Raw genomic sequence first — 14,565 nt, 5'->3', positions numbered from 1 at the left:
AGCTATCTATATGCCAGGTTGGCGAGCATTGTTCCGACTCCCATGGGGCTAAATGATTCCCCAATGGCTATCGGACAAGTCTCTACCTAAGTCAAAAATGGACCAATTAACGCTGATCCCCGTAGCGCGCGATTATCTAGTAGCCCGCGTGACAACGCATCAGGGTCAGCGAAGTATTTGTAGCGAAAACCCGGTTTTTTGGGCATCACAAGTCGTTTTCAGTACATTCACGTCTGTAACAGGAAGGTGACCGGCCCATCATTGACCAAATGCACCTGCATATCAGCGCCAAAACGCCCTGCCGCTACCGTGCCATGCAATTGTTGCGCTTGTAACAGCAGATAGTCGAAAAGCGCCTCGCCCAACGCCGGCGGTGCCGCCGTGGAGAAGCTCGGCCTCAGCCCACTCTTGGTGTCTGCCGCCAGGGTGAACTGCGACACCAGCAGCAAACCGCCGCCAATGTCTTTCAAGGACAGGTTCATCTTGCCCTCGTCGTCGCTGAACACCCGATAGTTAAGCAGCTTATGCAGCAGCTTGTCGGCGCTGGCTTGCGTATCCGAAGGCTCGACAGCCACCAGCACCAGCAAACCCTGGTCTATCGCCCCGACCACCTGCCCTTCTACCTCGACCCGGGCGCCGCGCACCCGTTGCAAAAGCCCCTTCATGCTTCTTCAGGCGGCAAATCAAGCAGGCGCCGTGCCATTTCACTCGCCGCACGCACCAGCGCATCGGTAATTCCAGGTTCGGAAGCCGCATGGCCGGCCTCGCGGATGATCTGCAGCTCACTGTTGGGCCAGGCCTGATGCAGCTCCCAGGCATTGTCCAGCGGGCAGATCATATCGTAGCGGCCATGCACGATTACGCCAGGCAGGTGGGCGATCTTGTGCATGTCGCGGATCAACTGGTCAGGTTCAAGGAACGAGTTATTGGTGAAGTAATGGCATTCGATACGGGCAATCGACAGGGCGCGCTGGGGTTCGGAGAAACGCTCGATCAATTGCGGGTTCGGGCACAGGCCCAACATGCGCCCTTCCCACGTGGACCAGGCCTTGGCGGCGTGCATCTGGGCGATCTGGTCGTTGCCGGTCAGGCGCTTGTGGTAGGCGCTGAGCAGGTCGTGCCGCTCCTCCGCCGGGATAGGCGCCAGGTAGTCCTGCCAGTAATCGGGGAACAGCCGGCTGGCGCCAGCCTGGTAGAACCACTGAATGTCCTGGGGGCGGGCCAGGAAAATGCCCCGCACGATCAGGCCGTGCACACGCTCCGGGTGGGTTTGCGCGTAGGCCAGGGCCAGGGTCGAGCCCCAGGAACCGCCGAACAGCACCCATTTTTCGATGCCCAGGTGTTCGCGAATCCGCTCAAGGTCGGCCACCAGGTCCCAGGTGGTGTTGTTTTCCAGGCTGGCCCGTGGGGTGGAGCGCCCGCAGCCACGCTGATCAAAAGTAACAATTCGGTACAGATTAGGATCGAAATAGCAGCGGCTATTGGCATCACACCCGGCGCCGGGGCCGCCATGGATGAACACAACGGGCAAGCCTTCCGGGGAACCGCTTTCGTCGACGTACAGGACGTGGGTTTCATCGACGGCCAGATCGTGCCGGGCGTAGGGTTTGATCTGCGGGTACAAAGTCTGCATTGCGCGCTCCGTAAGGGGTCGAGTTCATCCCTGGGGGGACGTCTATTATTTTGCCGTCTGGCATCATAAACCCGAATTGTGCAATGAGCATGTCCTCGTGGACCTAGACCTGTGTCAGCAGAACACCACGCAGGTAGTCCAGCAGATAAACGTACAGCCGGTCGACCTCCAACACCTGGCCCCGGGCCCGCAGGCAGCCGTGAACCAGGCCTTTGCCGGGATACAGCGTGGCCGCCACCCCGGCGCCTTGCAGGCGTTCGGCGTAGAGCATGCCGTCGTCCCGCAACGGGTCGAACTGGGCGACAGCGATCAAAGCCTGCGGCAACCCGCTGAAATCCACGGCCAGCAATGGCATGGCGTAGGGCGACGGCTTGTCCGGCCCACGCAGGTAAAGGGCGAGGTAGCACTCGGTGTCGGCGGTACTGAGCAGCGGCGCGTCGACGCAATCGCGGCGGGACGGCAGGTCGGCGGGGCCGCCCAGGCCGGGGTAGATCAGGACTTGCGCCAGGGGCTGCGGCTGATGGTCATCCCGCAGGCCCAGGCACAGGGCCGCCGCCAGGTTACCGCCGGCGCTGTCACCGGCCACCACCAGACGCTGAAGGTTGATCGGCTGGGGCGCTTCGCCCACCTGGATCGCCTGCCACACCGCACGGCAATCCTCAAAGGCGGCCGGAAACGGGTGTTCGGGTGCCAGGCGGTAATCGATGGCGATGACCAGCACTTGCAGTGAGTCGGCCAGTTCAGCACACATGAAGTCATGGGAATCCAGGCCGCCGACCACCCAGCCGCCACCGTGCATATAAAGGATGCATGGCCAGCCGCCATCAGGGATTGGCGTCGCCGGTTGATAAATGCGTACGCCCACGTCACCCAGGGAAACGTCTGACACCTGTAACCCTTCGGGCCGCGCCGGGGTGAACGCCTGGCACATGCGGTCATAGCCTCGGCGCAATCCGGCCAGCGATGTGTCGTCGCTGGTGAAGGATTCGGTTTTTTCGACGAAGGCGCACATCTGCGCGGAAATCGGGTAATGGGACATCGAAGGATCGTCCTGAAGATAAGGATTTAACAGCCGCCACGAATCCAATGTGGGAGCGGGCTTGCTCGCGAATGCGGTGTATCAGTCAATACTTGTGTGGCTGACCCACCGCATTCGCGAGCAAGCCCGCTGCCACATTTTGATCTTCATTTGCTCAGGGCTTGAGGCTGGCCTGCACCGCCGCCACGCCGTCTTTTCCATCCAGGGTCGTTACACCCGCCAGCCAGCGCTGCAAATCCTCGGGATTGTCGCGCAGCCACTGTCTGGCCACATCCTGCGGCGTCTTGCGGTCCATGATCGGCACCATCAACTGGCTTTCCTGGGCCGCGGTGTAGGTCAGGTTTTCCAGCAGGCGTGTCACGTTGGGGCAACGTTCGGCGTAATCCGGCGCCGTCACCGTGGAGACCGTGGCCATGCCTTCGTTGGCGCCAAACACATCTTCACTGCCGGTCAGGTACGCCATTTTCATGTTGATGTTCATCGGGTGCGGGGTCCAGCCGACAAACACCACGAACTCCTTGCGATTCACTGCCCGCTGCACCGCCGCCAGCATGCCTGCCTCGCCGGACGCCACCAGCTTGAAGCCGCCGAGGCCAAAGCGGTTGCTGTCGATCATTTTCTGGATATCGGTATTGGCACCGCTGCCCGGCTCGATGCCATAGATCTTGCCGCCCAGCTTGTCCTTGAAGCGGGCAATGTCGGCAAAGGTTTTCAAGCCGGCGTCGGCAACGTACTGCGGCACCGCCAGCGTCGCTTGAGCGTCGGACAGGCTCGGCTTGTCGAACACCTTGACCTGCTTGGCCGCGAGGAACGGTGCGATGTTGTTGTCCATCGCCGGTTTCCAATAGCCCAGGAATATATCCAGGCGCTTGTCGCGGATGCCGGCAAAGATGATCTGCTGCACGGCGCTGGTTTGCTTGCTGTCATAGCCCAGGCCATTGAGCAGCACGTCGGCCATGCCGCTGGTGGCGATCACGTCAGTCCAGCTGACCACGCCCATGCGCACGACCTTGCACGAGGCCGGGTCGGCAGCCATCGCGTTGGCGCTCAAGAGTGCGGCGCCGGTGAGAATCAACAGACAACGGTTGAACAGTCTTTTCATCGATGCGGTCTCACTCGGCAGTTTTTATTGTGGGAGTGGCGTCTGACGCGCCGTGCCCAACACCTTACCCAGCGAGACCTTGATCAAAGCGAACTGTGGCGACAGGGATTTGCACACAGACGACTTGGGAGGTGTGTTGCTGTTGAGGGCCTCTTCGCGAGCAAGCCCGCTCCCACATTCGACCGTGTTTCTTCAGGAGGAACACGGTCGAATGTGGGAGCGGGCTTGCTCGCGAAAGCTATCTCAGCAGCGACGCCACTCAGGAGTAATGCCGCTTGCCCCACGCCAGGAACCCTTCCAGCAGTTCATTCAACACCACCCGCGTCGGCTCGGCCAGGTCGGCGCGATAACGGAAGGGCTCAAACTCTTCCATGTAGGTGCACTGCCCCAACTCCAGCTGCACGGCGTGGATGTTCTCGGCCGGGTCGCCGTAGTGACGGGTGATGTGCCCGCCCTTGAAGCGCCCGTTGAGCACATGGCTGTACTGCGGGTGGCCGGCACAGATGGCTTCCAGTTCGCTGGCCAGCTGCGGATCGCAGGCCGCGCCGTTGAAGGTGCCGAGGTTGAAGTCCGGCAGCTTGCCTTCGAACAGGTGCGGGATCACCGAGCGGATCGAGTGCGCATCAAACAGCAGCGCATAACCGAACTCGGCCTTGAGCCGGGTCAGTTCGTTTTGCAGGGTGCGGTGATACGGCGTCCACACCTGCTCCAGGTACGTGGCGCGCTCGGCCTTGGACGGTTCCAGGCCTTCGCGGAACAGCGGCACACCGTCAAACAGTGTCGCCGGGTACAGGCCGGTGGTTGCGCCAACGTACAGCGGCTTGTCGTCTGAAGGCCGGTTCAGGTCGATGACAAAGCGCGAATACTCCGCCGCCAGAGTGCTGGCGCCCAGCGCTTCGGCGAAGTCATACAGCGTGGGAATGTGCCAGTCGGTGTCCGGCAGGCTTTGCGCCTCGGGAATCAGCCCGGCTTGCACCGCCGGCGTCAGGCGCAGGCCCGCGTGGGGCATGCTGATCAGCAGCGGCACACGGCCTTGTTTGAAGTTCAGAACCTTATCCACAGCGGTACTCCTTAAACGGTGACTTCGACGCCGTGGCGCACGACGCGTTTATCCAGCTCGCCACCCAGCCAGTAGGCCAGGTCGGCGGGACGATCAATCTGCCAGGCGACAAAATCCGCGACCTTGCCCACTTCCAGCGAGCCATGGCTGTTGCCCAGGCCCAGGGCGGTGGCCGCGTGTTGCGTGGCGCCGGCCAGGGCTTCTTCCGGGGTCATGCGGAACAGGGTGCAGGCCATGTTCAGCATCAGGCGCACCGACAACGCCGGCGAGGTGCCCGGGTTGAGGTCGCTGGCGATCGCGATCTTCACGCCGTGCTTGCGCAGGGCATCCATCGGCGGCAACTGGGTTTCCCGCAGGAAGTAGAACGCGCCCGGCAGCAGCACCGCGACGGTGCCGGAAGCGGCCATGGCGATGGCGTCTTCCTCGGTCATGAATTCCAGGTGGTCCGCCGACAGCGCCTGGTACCGCGCCGCCAGGCTGGAGCCGTGCAGGGACGACAACTGTTCGGCGTGCAGTTTTACCGGCAAGCCAAGTTTCCGGGCGGCGATGAACACGCGCTCCACCTGCTCCGGCGAGAACGCCAGGTACTCACAGAAGGCGTCGACCGCGTCCACCAGGCCTTCCGCTGCCAGCGCCGGGAGCATTTCGGTGCAGATGTGATCGATGTAGGCATCGGCCCGGTCCACGTACTCCGGCGGCAACGCATGCGCCGCCAGGCAGGTGCTGCGCACACTGACCGGCAACTCGGCGCCGAGGCGACGGATCACCCGCAGGATCTTGCGCTCGCTGGCCAGGTCCAGGCCGTAGCCGGACTTGATCTCGACGGTGGTTACACCGTCGCGCAGCAAACTGCGCAGGCGCTTGTGGCCGCTGGCAAACAGTTCATCTTCGCTCGCCGCACGCGTGGCGCGCACGGTGCTGGCAATACCGCCACCGGCCGCTGCGATCTCGGCGTAGCTCACGCCTTGCAGCCGCTGCTCGAACTCGCCGCTGCGATTGCCGCCGAACACCGTGTGGGTGTGGCAGTCGATCAGCCCGGGCGTGACCCACGCCCCTTGCAGGTCATGGGTGGTTGCGTAGTTCGCATCCGGCAGATCGGCGCGCGGGCCGATCCACTCGATGAGCGTGCCCGAGGTAACAATGGCGGCGTCCTCGATGATCGAGTAGTTGCCCTGGGCCATGGTTGCAACGTGGCAGTGTTGCCAAAGCGTTTTCATCAACGCCTCCATTAGGTTATCGATGAGACAAAGCCGGGTCGTAGTGGACCTTGGCCGTTTGCCCGGCGGCGGGCTTGACCCACAGCAGATAGGCGACGATCAGCAAGACGATCCATACGGCGCCGACCATAAGAGCGGCCTGGGTGTCCGGGAAATAACCCAGCACGCCGAAGATGAACAGCATGAACACGATGGCGGCCGCTGGCGCGTAGGGCCAGAACGGCACCGGGAATTTCAGCTCGGCAATCTGTTCCCTGGTCATCGAGCGACGCATGGCCACCTGGGTGACCAGGATCATCAACCACACCCACACCGTGGCGAAGGTCGCAATCGAGGCGATGACCAGGAACACGTTTTCCGGGATCAGGTAATTGAGCACCACACCGCCGAGCAACGCGGCGCCCATCACCACTACGGTCATCCACGGCACGCCCTGGCTCGACAGTTGGGCAAAGCCCTTGGGCGCCTGCCCTTGCTGGGCCAGGCCATACATCATGCGACCGGCGCCGAAGATGTCGCTGTTGATGGCCGAGACGGCGGCCGAGATCACCACAATGTTAAGGATGGTCGCCGCCGAGCCTATCCCCAGGTTGCTGAAGATCTGCACGAACGGGCTGCCCTGGCTGCCGATCTGCGGCCACGGGTAGATCGCCATCAGCACAAACAACGTCAGCACGTAGAACAGCAGGATACGCAACGGCACGGCGTTGATTGCCTTGGGGATCACCCGCTGCGGGTCCTTGGCTTCGCCGGCGGTGATGCCGATGATTTCGATGCCGCCAAACGCAAACATCACCACCGCGAAGGACGCGATCAAGCCACCCACGCCGTTAGGCATGAAGCCGCCGTAGGCCCACAGGTTGCTGAGGCCGGTAGCGGGTGCTTCGCCCGCCGAGTGAATGCCGAAAAGCATGATGCCGAAGCCGCCGAGGATCATTGCGACGATGGCACCGACCTTGAGCAGCGACAGCCAGAACTCCATTTCGCCAAAGACTTTGACGTTGCACAGGTTCAGGCCGCCGATCAGCAACACGATGCCCAGCACCCAGACCCAGCGCGCGACTTCGGGAAACCAGAAGCCCATGTAGATGCCGAAGGCGGTGACGTCGGCGAGGCAGACGATGATCATTTCAAAGGCGTAGGTCCAGCCGAGGATAAAGCCGGCCATCGGGCCCAGGTAGGTACTGGCGTACTGGCCGAAGGAGCCGGACACCGGGTTATGCACGGCCATTTCGCCGAGGGCGCGCATCACCATGAACACCGCGGCGCCGCCGATCAGGTAGGCCAGGAGCACGGCGGGGCCGGCCATCTGGATGGCGGAGGCGGAGCCGTAGAACAGCCCGGTACCGATCGCGGAACCGAGGGCCATGAAGCGAATATGTCGGGCGGAGAGCCCGCGTTTTAAACCTTTTTCCGAGTGCATTTCTCGTCCCTAATTATTTTTATCCTGAGAAAATTCGAAGCGGTGTGGACAAGCTTTTTGTGGCGAGGGAGCTTGCTCCCGCTCGGGTGCGCAGCGCCCGCAAGTTTTTGGGGCCGCTACGCAGCCCAGCGGGAGCAAGCTCCCTCGCCACAAAGAGGGGTTCGATGTCCTTAGAGGCTCGGCAACAACTTCGCCGGCACCAGCTCGTTCAGGCAACGCGTTGCCAGCAGCTCACTGGCGGCATTGATGTCCGGCGCAAAGAAGCGGTCCTTCTCATAAAACGCGACTTTGCTGCGCAGGATCCCGCGCGCCTTTTCCAGCGCCGGCGAAGTCTTCAAGCCATTGCGCAGGTCCAGGCCCTGGCAAGCCGCCAACCATTCCACCGCCAGCACACCGCGGGTGTTCTCGGCCATTTCCCACAGGCGCTTGCCCGCCGCCGGGGCCATCGACACGTGGTCTTCCTGGTTGGCTGACGTCGGCAGGCTGTCGACGCTATGGGGATGCGCCAGTGCCTTGTTCTCGCTGGCCAATGCCGCCGCCGTCACCTGGGCGATCATGAAGCCGGAGTTCACACCGCCATTGCCCACCAGGAATGGCGGCAGTTGCGACATGTGCTTGTCCATCATCAACGAGATGCGACGCTCGCTCAGGGAGCCGATTTCCGCGATGGCCAGCGCCATGTTGTCCGCCGCCATGGCCACCGGTTCGGCGTGGAAGTTGCCACCGGAAATCACGTCACCTTCAGCCGCGAACACCAGCGGGTTATCCGACACGGCGTTGGCTTCCACCACCAGTACTTCGGCCGCCTGGCGGAACTGGGTCAGGCAGGCGCCCATGACTTGTGGCTGGCAACGCAGGGAGTACGGGTCCTGGACCTTGTCGCAGTTTTCGTGGGATTGCGACACTTCGCTGCTTTCACCCAGCAGGGCGCGATAAGCGGCCGCAGAGTCGATCTGGCCGCGTTGGCCCCGGGCAGCGTGAATGCGTGCGTCGAACGGCGAGCGCGAACCCAGCACGGCTTCCACCGTCAGGGCGCCACAGGCCAGGGCACCGGCGAACAGATCTTCGCCCTCGAACAGCCCACGCAATGCATAAGCGGTGGAAACCTGGGTGCCGTTGAGCAGCGCCAGGCCTTCCTTGGCCGCCAGGGTCAGCGGCGTCAGGCCGGCAACTTTCAGCGCTTCGGTAGCTTCCAGCCATTCGCCTTTGTAGCGGGCCTTGCCTTCGCCCAGCAGCACCAGCGACATGTGGGCCAATGGTGCCAAGTCACCGGAGGCGCCCACCGAACCCTTCAGCGGAATGTGCGGGTAGACCTCGGCATTGATCAGGGCGATCAGCGCGTCGATGACCTGCCGGCGAATCCCGGAAAAGCCCCGGCTCAGGCTGTTGACCTTGAGCACCATGACCAGCCGTACCAGCGCATCGCTGATGGGCTCACCGACGCCGGCGGCGTGGGACAGCACCAGGGAACGCTGGAGGTTTTCCAGGTCTTCGCTGGCAATGCGGGTCGAGGCCAGCAGGCCGAAACCGGTGTTGATGCCGTAGGCGGTGCGGTTCTCGGCGAGAATCTGCTCCACACAGGCGACACTGGCTTCGATCTGGGCCGAGGCGCTGTCATCCAGACTGAGGGTTACCGGCTGCTGGTAGATGGCCCGCAGTTGGGCAAGGCTCAGTTGGCCTGGAATCAGGTTTAGCGCAGTCACATTCATGCTCCTTTTGAGAGTGTTGTTAACTACCAGTCGCTCCGGATGCTTCCGTTATCCGCCGCTGTGCTCTTTTAGAGGATCAGTCGGCTTGGCACGCTGGTTATTGTTGGGAAAAGGTCAGTGCAAATTCGGTAGCGTGCGTTGCAGTAAATCGGCGTCCTTGAGCAACGCGGCGGTGGCTGCGATGTCTGGCGCCAGCCAGCGGTCCTGGTCGTAGGCCGGGACGTGTTCGCGCAGCAAACGCCAGGCGGCATCGGTGCCGGCGCCGAAGCGTTGCTCCTGGAGGAACTCGAACGCCTGGGCCGCCAGCAAGTACTCGATGGCGAGGATCTGGGTGACGTTTTCCAGCACCGAATACAGCTTCAGCGCGGCGTTGGTGCCCATGCTCAGGTGGTCTTCCTGCAGGCCCGAGGTGACGAAGTTGTCGAGCACCGCCGGTTGCGCCAACTGGCGGTTTTGCCCGCACAGCGAGGCGGCGACGTACTGCACGATCATCATCCCGGAGTTGACCCCGGGGTTGCTCACCAGGAACGCCGGCAAACCACTGACGTGCGGGTTGATCAGACGGTCCAGGCGACGCTCGGCGATGGAGCCGATTTCGGCCATGGCGATGGCCAGCATGTCTGCCGCCAGGGCCACGGACTGCCCGTGGGGATTGGCCTGGGACACCACGCGGTAGCTGTCTGGCGTGCCGAGCACCAGCGGGTTATCGGTGGCACCGTTGAGTTCGGTTTCGATCTGCCGGGTGGCGTGTTCCAGTTGGTCGCGGGCGGCGCCGTGCACCTGGGGAATCGAACGGATGCTCAGGGCGTCCTGGGTGCGAATGCCTTTGCTGCTGGCGATCACTTCGCTGCCGTCCAGCAACGCGCGCAGGTTGATGCCCACTTGCTGCATGCCCGGGTGCGGCTTGAGCGCGATGATTTCTTCGTCGAAGGCGTCGATCTGGCCGCGCTGGCCTTCGAAGCTCATGGCACCGATCACATCGGCCCATTGCAGCAGGCGGTGCGCATCGGCCAGGGCCAGGCTGCTGAGGCCGGTCATGCACGGCGTGCCGTTGACCAGGCACAGCCCGTCCTTGGCACCGAGCACTACGGGCTGCAAACCTTCTTCAGCCAGCGCCTGGTGTGCGGGAACGATACGGCCCCGATAGCTGACGTCGCCGACGCCGAGCAAGGCGACGCCAATGTGCGCCATGTGGGTCAGGTAACCCACGGACCCCTGGGACGGCACTTGCGGCGTGATGCCATGGTTGAGCAGCCCCAGCAGCGAATGCACCACCTGCGGATGCAAGCCGGATTTGCCGTGGCTGTAGTTAATGATCGCCGCGCAAATGATCGCGCGGGTTTGCTCCACACTCAGTGGAGCACCGACGCCGCAGGCATGGCTGAGCAGGGTATTGCGCGACAGCCGGCTCAGTTGTTCGTCCTTGAGCGACACGTTGCACAAGGCGCCCAGGCCGGTGTTGATGCCGTAGGCGCGCTCGCCGCTGGTGACGATGCGCTGGACGATGGCCTGTGCATTGTCGATGCGAGCCCAGGCCTGGCCCGAGAGTTCGAGGATCGCACCGTGGCGAGCCACGGCGACCACGTCCTGCCAACGCATCGGGGCGTCGGCGATGATGATTTTTTCAGCCTGGGACATCGTTGACCTCTTCATGAAATTCGCAATTGTTGTGCAGCTTCACTGGCCTCATCGCAAGCGAGCCAGCTTCCACAGGGGAAACGCATTCCAAATGTGGGAGCTGGCTTGCCTGCGATAGCCTCAGCCAACCCACCACAAATATCGGATCAAACCACCGCCACCCGCCGCTGGACAAACCGGTTCACGTACTCATCCGCCGGTGAATGCAAAATCTCGCGGGGCGTGCCGACCTGGATCAGCTTGCCGTCCTTGAGGATCGCAATGCGGTTGCCGATGCGCACCGCCTCATCGAGGTCGTGGGTAATGAACACGATCGTCTTGTGCAGGGTCTTTTGCAGCTCCAATAACTGGTCTTGCATCTCGGCACGGATCAGCGGGTCGAGCGCACTGAACGCCTCGTCCATCAGGATGATGTCGGTGTCGGCCGCCAGCGCCCGGGCCAGGCCTACACGCTGACGCATGCCGCCGGAAAGTTGATGCGGGTATTTGTTTTCATAGCCCTTGAGGCCCACGGTTTCGATCCAGTGCAGCGCACGCTCGGCGCACACTTGCCTGGTTTCGCCACGCACTTTCAGGCCGTAGGCAACGTTGTCCAGCACACTCTTGTGAGGCAGCAGGCCAAAGCTCTGGAACACCATGCTGATCTTGTGCCGGCGGAATTGGCGCAAGGCTTCCATGTCCAGTTGCAGGATGTCTTCACCGTCCACCAGGATCGCACCGCTGGTAGGGTCGATCAGCCGGTTGAAGTGACGCACCAGGGTCGACTTGCCGGAACCCGACAGCCCCATGATCACGAAGATTTCACCGGTGTCGACGCTCAGGGACAGGTCGTTCACACCCACCACGCAACCAGTCTCGGCCAGCACCTCGTCCTTGCTCTTGCCCTGGCCAATCAACGCCAGTGCATCCTTGGAGCGGTTGCCGAAAATCTTGAATACGTTTTTGACTTCAATTTTGCTGACAGTAGTCATTTGCTCGCCTCATGCCGTGGACGACCATAGGCTTGCGTAATGCGGTCGATGACCACGGCAAGAATCACGATCGCCAGACCGGCTTCAAGGCCGCGTCCAACGTTGAGGGTCTGGATGCCCACCAGTACATCTTCACCCAGGCCACGGGCGCCGATCATCGAGGCGATCACCACCATCGACAGGGCCATCATGGTGGTCTGGTTGATCCCGGCCATGATGCTCGGCAGGGCCAGCGGCAGTTGCACGCCGAACAGTTGCTGCCAGCGGTTGGCACCGAAGGCGTTGATCGCTTCCATGACTTCACCGTCCACCTGGCGAATGCCCAGGTCGGTAAGACGAATCAGCGGCGGTGCGGCGTAGATCACCGTGGCGAAAATCGCCGGGACCTTGCCCAGGCCGAACAGCATCAACACCGGAATCAGGTACACGAAGCTGGGCATGGTCTGCATGATGTCCAGCAGCGGCATCAGCACCGAACGCAGGCGGTTGCTGCGGGCCGACAGAATCCCCAGGGGAATGCCGATCAGCACCGAGATCACCGTGGCCACCATCATCAGCGCCAGGGTTTGCATCAGTTTGTCCCACAGCCCGACCGCGCCCACCAGAAACAGCAGGCCGACGATCACGACGGTGGTGAACCACTTGCGAGTGGCATGCCAGGCAATACCGCCGACAATCAGCAACATCAACCACCAGGGCGCTGCGCGCAGCAAACCTTCCAGGTTAACGATGGCCCACAGCAACGTATCGGAGATGTGCCGGAACACATCGCCGTAGTTGGTCACCAGCGCATCGACCCAACTGTTGACCCAGTCGGCGATGGAAAACGTAAAACTCTCAGGAAACATAGTGTGCTCTCGATCCAGTGGATTGTGGCCGGGCGCCCGGTTGCCTGTGGCGGCAACCGGAAACGCTCAACCTACAAGGCCGCGTCGATTTTCTTGGCTGCGTTGTCGCTCACCATGCGTGCCAGAGTTCAGGATGTCCCTTGAGGAAAGTTTTCGCCAGTTTTGCTGTTTCAATTCGCTGTTTGTCATGCGTACCGGGTTCTGGTTAAGCAGGTTGAGCAGCGGCGCCCTGCACATCGGGCAGCACGAGGCGCTCAGGAATCGGGCTGTGCCATTTTTTCGCAGCCCAGTAGTACAACGCCGCCGGCACCACCAGCCCGATGATCCACGAGATATCGGTGTCGCCCAGGCTCGCGACCAGTGGGCCGGTGTAGAAATGCGTCGAGATGAACGGCATCTGAATCAGCACGCCGAACACGTAGATGCTGATGCCCATCAGGTTCCAGCGACCGTAGCGACCGTTGGGGTTGGACAGGGCCGGGATGTCATAGCGCTCTTTGGTGATGCAGTAGAAGTCCACCAGGTTGATCGCACTCCAGGGCGTGAAAAACGCCAGCAGGAACAGGATGAACGCGGAGAAATCCTTGAGGAACGAGTCCTTGCCCAGCAACGCCAGCGCGGCGGCAATCGACACCATCACGAAGATGTACAACAGCCGCGTGCCACTGCCGATATGCCGGCTGCCACGGAAACCACTGATGATTGTCGCGATCGACATGAAGCTGCCGTAGGCGTTGAGGGTGGTGACGGTGACCTTGCCGAAGGCGATGCTGAAATACAGCAGCGCCGCGACGATCCCGGTGCCGCCCAGGCCGACGATAAACGACACTTCGTGGTGAGCGAATTGCGAGCCTGCCAGGGCTGCCGCAAACACACCGAACACCATCGAAGCCTGCGCGCCGATCACCGAACCGAGGCCCACGGCCCAGAAGGTTTTCGAGGCCTGCGTGCTGCGCGGCAAGTAGCGCGAGTAGTCCGCTACATACGGGCCGAACGCAATCTGCCAGGACGCCGAGAGGGAAATCGCCAGCAGGAAACTGCTGAGGGAAAAATGCTTGTTGCCTAGCAACGCACCGATGTCGTTACCGGCCAGCAGCCTGTAGAACAGGTACACGAAGGCAACCACCCCCAGCACGCTGGCGATGCGACCAATGCCGTGGATCACCCGGTAGCCGAAGATCGTAAACACCATGATCAGCCCCGCGAACAATACGATGCCGACCCAGTCTTCAACGTGAAGCAACTGCGCCACCGCCTGCCCCGCCAGCAATGAGCCGCTGGCAGAAAAACCGATGTACATCAGGCACACCAGCACCAGGGGAATCACCGCGCCATACACGCCGAACTGCACGCGGCTGGAGATCATCTGCGGCAAGCCCAGTTGCGGGCCTTGCGCCGCATGCAGGGCCATGACGCCACCGCCCAGCAGTTGACCGATCAACAGACCGATCAACGACCAGAACACATCACCGCCCAGCACCACGGCCAGGGCCCCGGTGACAATCGCAGTGATTTGCAGGTTGGCACCCAACCACAGGGTGAACTGACTCAATAGACGGCCGTGTCTTTCCGCTTCCGGGATGTAGTCGATCGAACGCCTTTCGATCAACGGGGTGGTGCTTGCACGAGCGTCTTTTACTGCCATTTATGTTCAACCTCTGATGGATTGTTTTTGGGTGAAACGCAGATCACATGTGGGAGCGGGCTTGCTCGCGAAAGCGATGGGTCAGCTAACGACTTCAGTGACTGATACACCGCATTCGCGAGCAAGCCCGCTCCCACATTAGTTATTTGATCATCGGGAGATTGAGGCCCTGCTCTTTGGCGCAATCAATCGCGATCTGGTAGCCCGCATCCGCATGACGCATCACGCCGGTCGCCGGGTCGTTGTGCAGCACGCGCGCGATACGCTCGGCGGCTTCGTC

The 14,565-nt window shown here is 62.0% G+C and carries 13 protein-coding genes and 1 pseudogene; all 14 read right to left on the bottom strand.

All coding sequences use genetic code 11. The features are described from left to right. Positions 1–227: 227 nt before the first annotated feature. On the bottom strand, positions 228–665 hold the full coding sequence (gene dtd, locus HX814_RS13885; protein WP_087692908.1) for a D-aminoacyl-tRNA deacylase: 438 nt from the start codon (positions 663–665) through the stop codon (positions 228–230). Then, positions 662–1,633 (bottom strand): prolyl aminopeptidase, encoded by a 972-nt coding sequence (gene pip, locus HX814_RS13880; RefSeq protein ID WP_008439282.1) that lies wholly within the window; start codon positions 1,631–1,633, stop codon positions 662–664. The genes dtd and pip overlap by 4 nt, the downstream gene beginning before the upstream one ends. 103 nt (positions 1,634–1,736) lie before the next feature. Beyond that, complete coding sequence (locus HX814_RS13875) at positions 1,737–2,672, bottom strand: alpha/beta hydrolase (RefSeq protein ID WP_177008285.1); 936 nt, start codon at positions 2,670–2,672, stop codon at positions 1,737–1,739. 154 nt (positions 2,673–2,826) lie between these two features. Continuing rightward, positions 2,827–3,774: a choline ABC transporter substrate-binding protein gene (locus HX814_RS13870; RefSeq protein WP_008439284.1), complete on the bottom strand. Its 948-nt coding sequence runs from the start codon at positions 3,772–3,774 to the stop codon at positions 2,827–2,829. A gap of 259 nt (positions 3,775–4,033) precedes the next feature. Next, positions 4,034–4,834, bottom strand: coding sequence for an N-formylglutamate deformylase (gene hutG, locus HX814_RS13865; protein WP_177008284.1), 801 nt, complete (start codon positions 4,832–4,834; stop codon positions 4,034–4,036). 11 nt (positions 4,835–4,845) lie between these two features. Next, the gene (gene hutI, locus HX814_RS13860) at positions 4,846–6,051 is read right to left on the bottom strand and encodes an imidazolonepropionase (protein ID WP_003209269.1); all 1,206 of its coding nucleotides are present in this window, start codon (positions 6,049–6,051) and stop codon (positions 4,846–4,848) included. 16 nt (positions 6,052–6,067) lie between these two features. After that, on the bottom strand, positions 6,068–7,474 hold the full coding sequence (locus HX814_RS13855; protein WP_177008283.1) for an amino acid permease: 1,407 nt from the start codon (positions 7,472–7,474) through the stop codon (positions 6,068–6,070). Positions 7,475–7,644: 170 nt separating this feature from the next. Then, positions 7,645–9,183: a histidine ammonia-lyase gene (hutH, locus tag HX814_RS13850; RefSeq protein ID WP_085984627.1), complete on the bottom strand. Its 1,539-nt coding sequence runs from the start codon at positions 9,181–9,183 to the stop codon at positions 7,645–7,647. A 114-nt stretch (positions 9,184–9,297) separates the two neighbouring features. Next, entirely contained in the window at positions 9,298–10,821 is a 1,524-nt protein-coding gene (hutH, locus tag HX814_RS13845) for a histidine ammonia-lyase (protein WP_102367932.1), read from the bottom strand. A gap of 146 nt (positions 10,822–10,967) precedes the next feature. Continuing rightward, the gene (locus HX814_RS13840; RefSeq protein WP_003209262.1) at positions 10,968–11,792 is read right to left on the bottom strand and encodes a glycine betaine/L-proline ABC transporter ATP-binding protein; all 825 of its coding nucleotides are present in this window, start codon (positions 11,790–11,792) and stop codon (positions 10,968–10,970) included. After that, the gene (locus HX814_RS13835; protein ID WP_003209260.1) at positions 11,789–12,640 is read right to left on the bottom strand and encodes a proline/glycine betaine ABC transporter permease; all 852 of its coding nucleotides are present in this window, start codon (positions 12,638–12,640) and stop codon (positions 11,789–11,791) included. Before HX814_RS13835 ends, HX814_RS13840 begins: the two co-directional genes overlap by 4 nt. A 71-nt stretch (positions 12,641–12,711) precedes the next feature. Then, positions 12,712–12,859, bottom strand: a pseudogene (locus tag HX814_RS13830) (histidine ABC transporter substrate-binding protein); the annotation flags it as partial. Further along, on the bottom strand, positions 12,846–14,285 hold the full coding sequence (locus tag HX814_RS13825) for a cytosine permease (RefSeq protein WP_087692903.1): 1,440 nt from the start codon (positions 14,283–14,285) through the stop codon (positions 12,846–12,848). The pseudogene HX814_RS13830 and the gene HX814_RS13825, both read right to left, overlap by 14 nt. 142 nt (positions 14,286–14,427) lie before the next feature. Next, positions 14,428–14,565, bottom strand: a 138-nt coding sequence (locus HX814_RS13820; RefSeq protein WP_008430265.1) for a urocanate hydratase, incomplete at its 5' end; no start/stop codon positions are given.

The organism is Pseudomonas sp. C8002 (genome assembly GCF_013385765.1).
GTDB lineage: Bacteria > Pseudomonadota > Gammaproteobacteria > Pseudomonadales > Pseudomonadaceae > Aquipseudomonas.
The sequence above is the reverse complement of the archived record's forward strand: the minus strand, read 5'-3'. Positions and strand labels throughout refer to the sequence as shown.

What these genes read in the sequence shown, in the direction of transcription:
- dtd (WP_087692908.1), bottom strand. Translation starts at nt 665, where the DNA reads ATGAAGGGGCTTTTGCAACGGGTGCGCGGCGCCCGGGTCGAGGTAGAA.
- pip (WP_008439282.1), bottom strand. Translation starts at nt 1,633, where the DNA reads ATGCAGACTTTGTACCCGCAGATCAAACCCTACGCCCGGCACGATCTG.
- HX814_RS13875 (WP_177008285.1), bottom strand. Translation starts at nt 2,672, where the DNA reads ATGTCCCATTACCCGATTTCCGCGCAGATGTGCGCCTTCGTCGAAAAA.
- HX814_RS13870 (WP_008439284.1), bottom strand. Translation starts at nt 3,774, where the DNA reads ATGAAAAGACTGTTCAACCGTTGTCTGTTGATTCTCACCGGCGCCGCA.
- hutI (WP_003209269.1), bottom strand. Translation starts at nt 6,051, where the DNA reads ATGAAAACGCTTTGGCAACACTGCCACGTTGCAACCATGGCCCAGGGC.
- HX814_RS13855 (WP_177008283.1), bottom strand. Translation starts at nt 7,474, where the DNA reads ATGCACTCGGAAAAAGGTTTAAAACGCGGGCTCTCCGCCCGACATATT.
- hutH (WP_085984627.1), bottom strand. Translation starts at nt 9,183, where the DNA reads ATGAATGTGACTGCGCTAAACCTGATTCCAGGCCAACTGAGCCTTGCC.
- hutH (WP_102367932.1), bottom strand. Translation starts at nt 10,821, where the DNA reads ATGTCCCAGGCTGAAAAAATCATCATCGCCGACGCCCCGATGCGTTGG.
- HX814_RS13840 (WP_003209262.1), bottom strand. Translation starts at nt 11,792, where the DNA reads ATGACTACTGTCAGCAAAATTGAAGTCAAAAACGTATTCAAGATTTTC.
- HX814_RS13835 (WP_003209260.1), bottom strand. Translation starts at nt 12,640, where the DNA reads ATGTTTCCTGAGAGTTTTACGTTTTCCATCGCCGACTGGGTCAACAGT.
- HX814_RS13825 (WP_087692903.1), bottom strand. Translation starts at nt 14,285, where the DNA reads ATGGCAGTAAAAGACGCTCGTGCAAGCACCACCCCGTTGATCGAAAGG.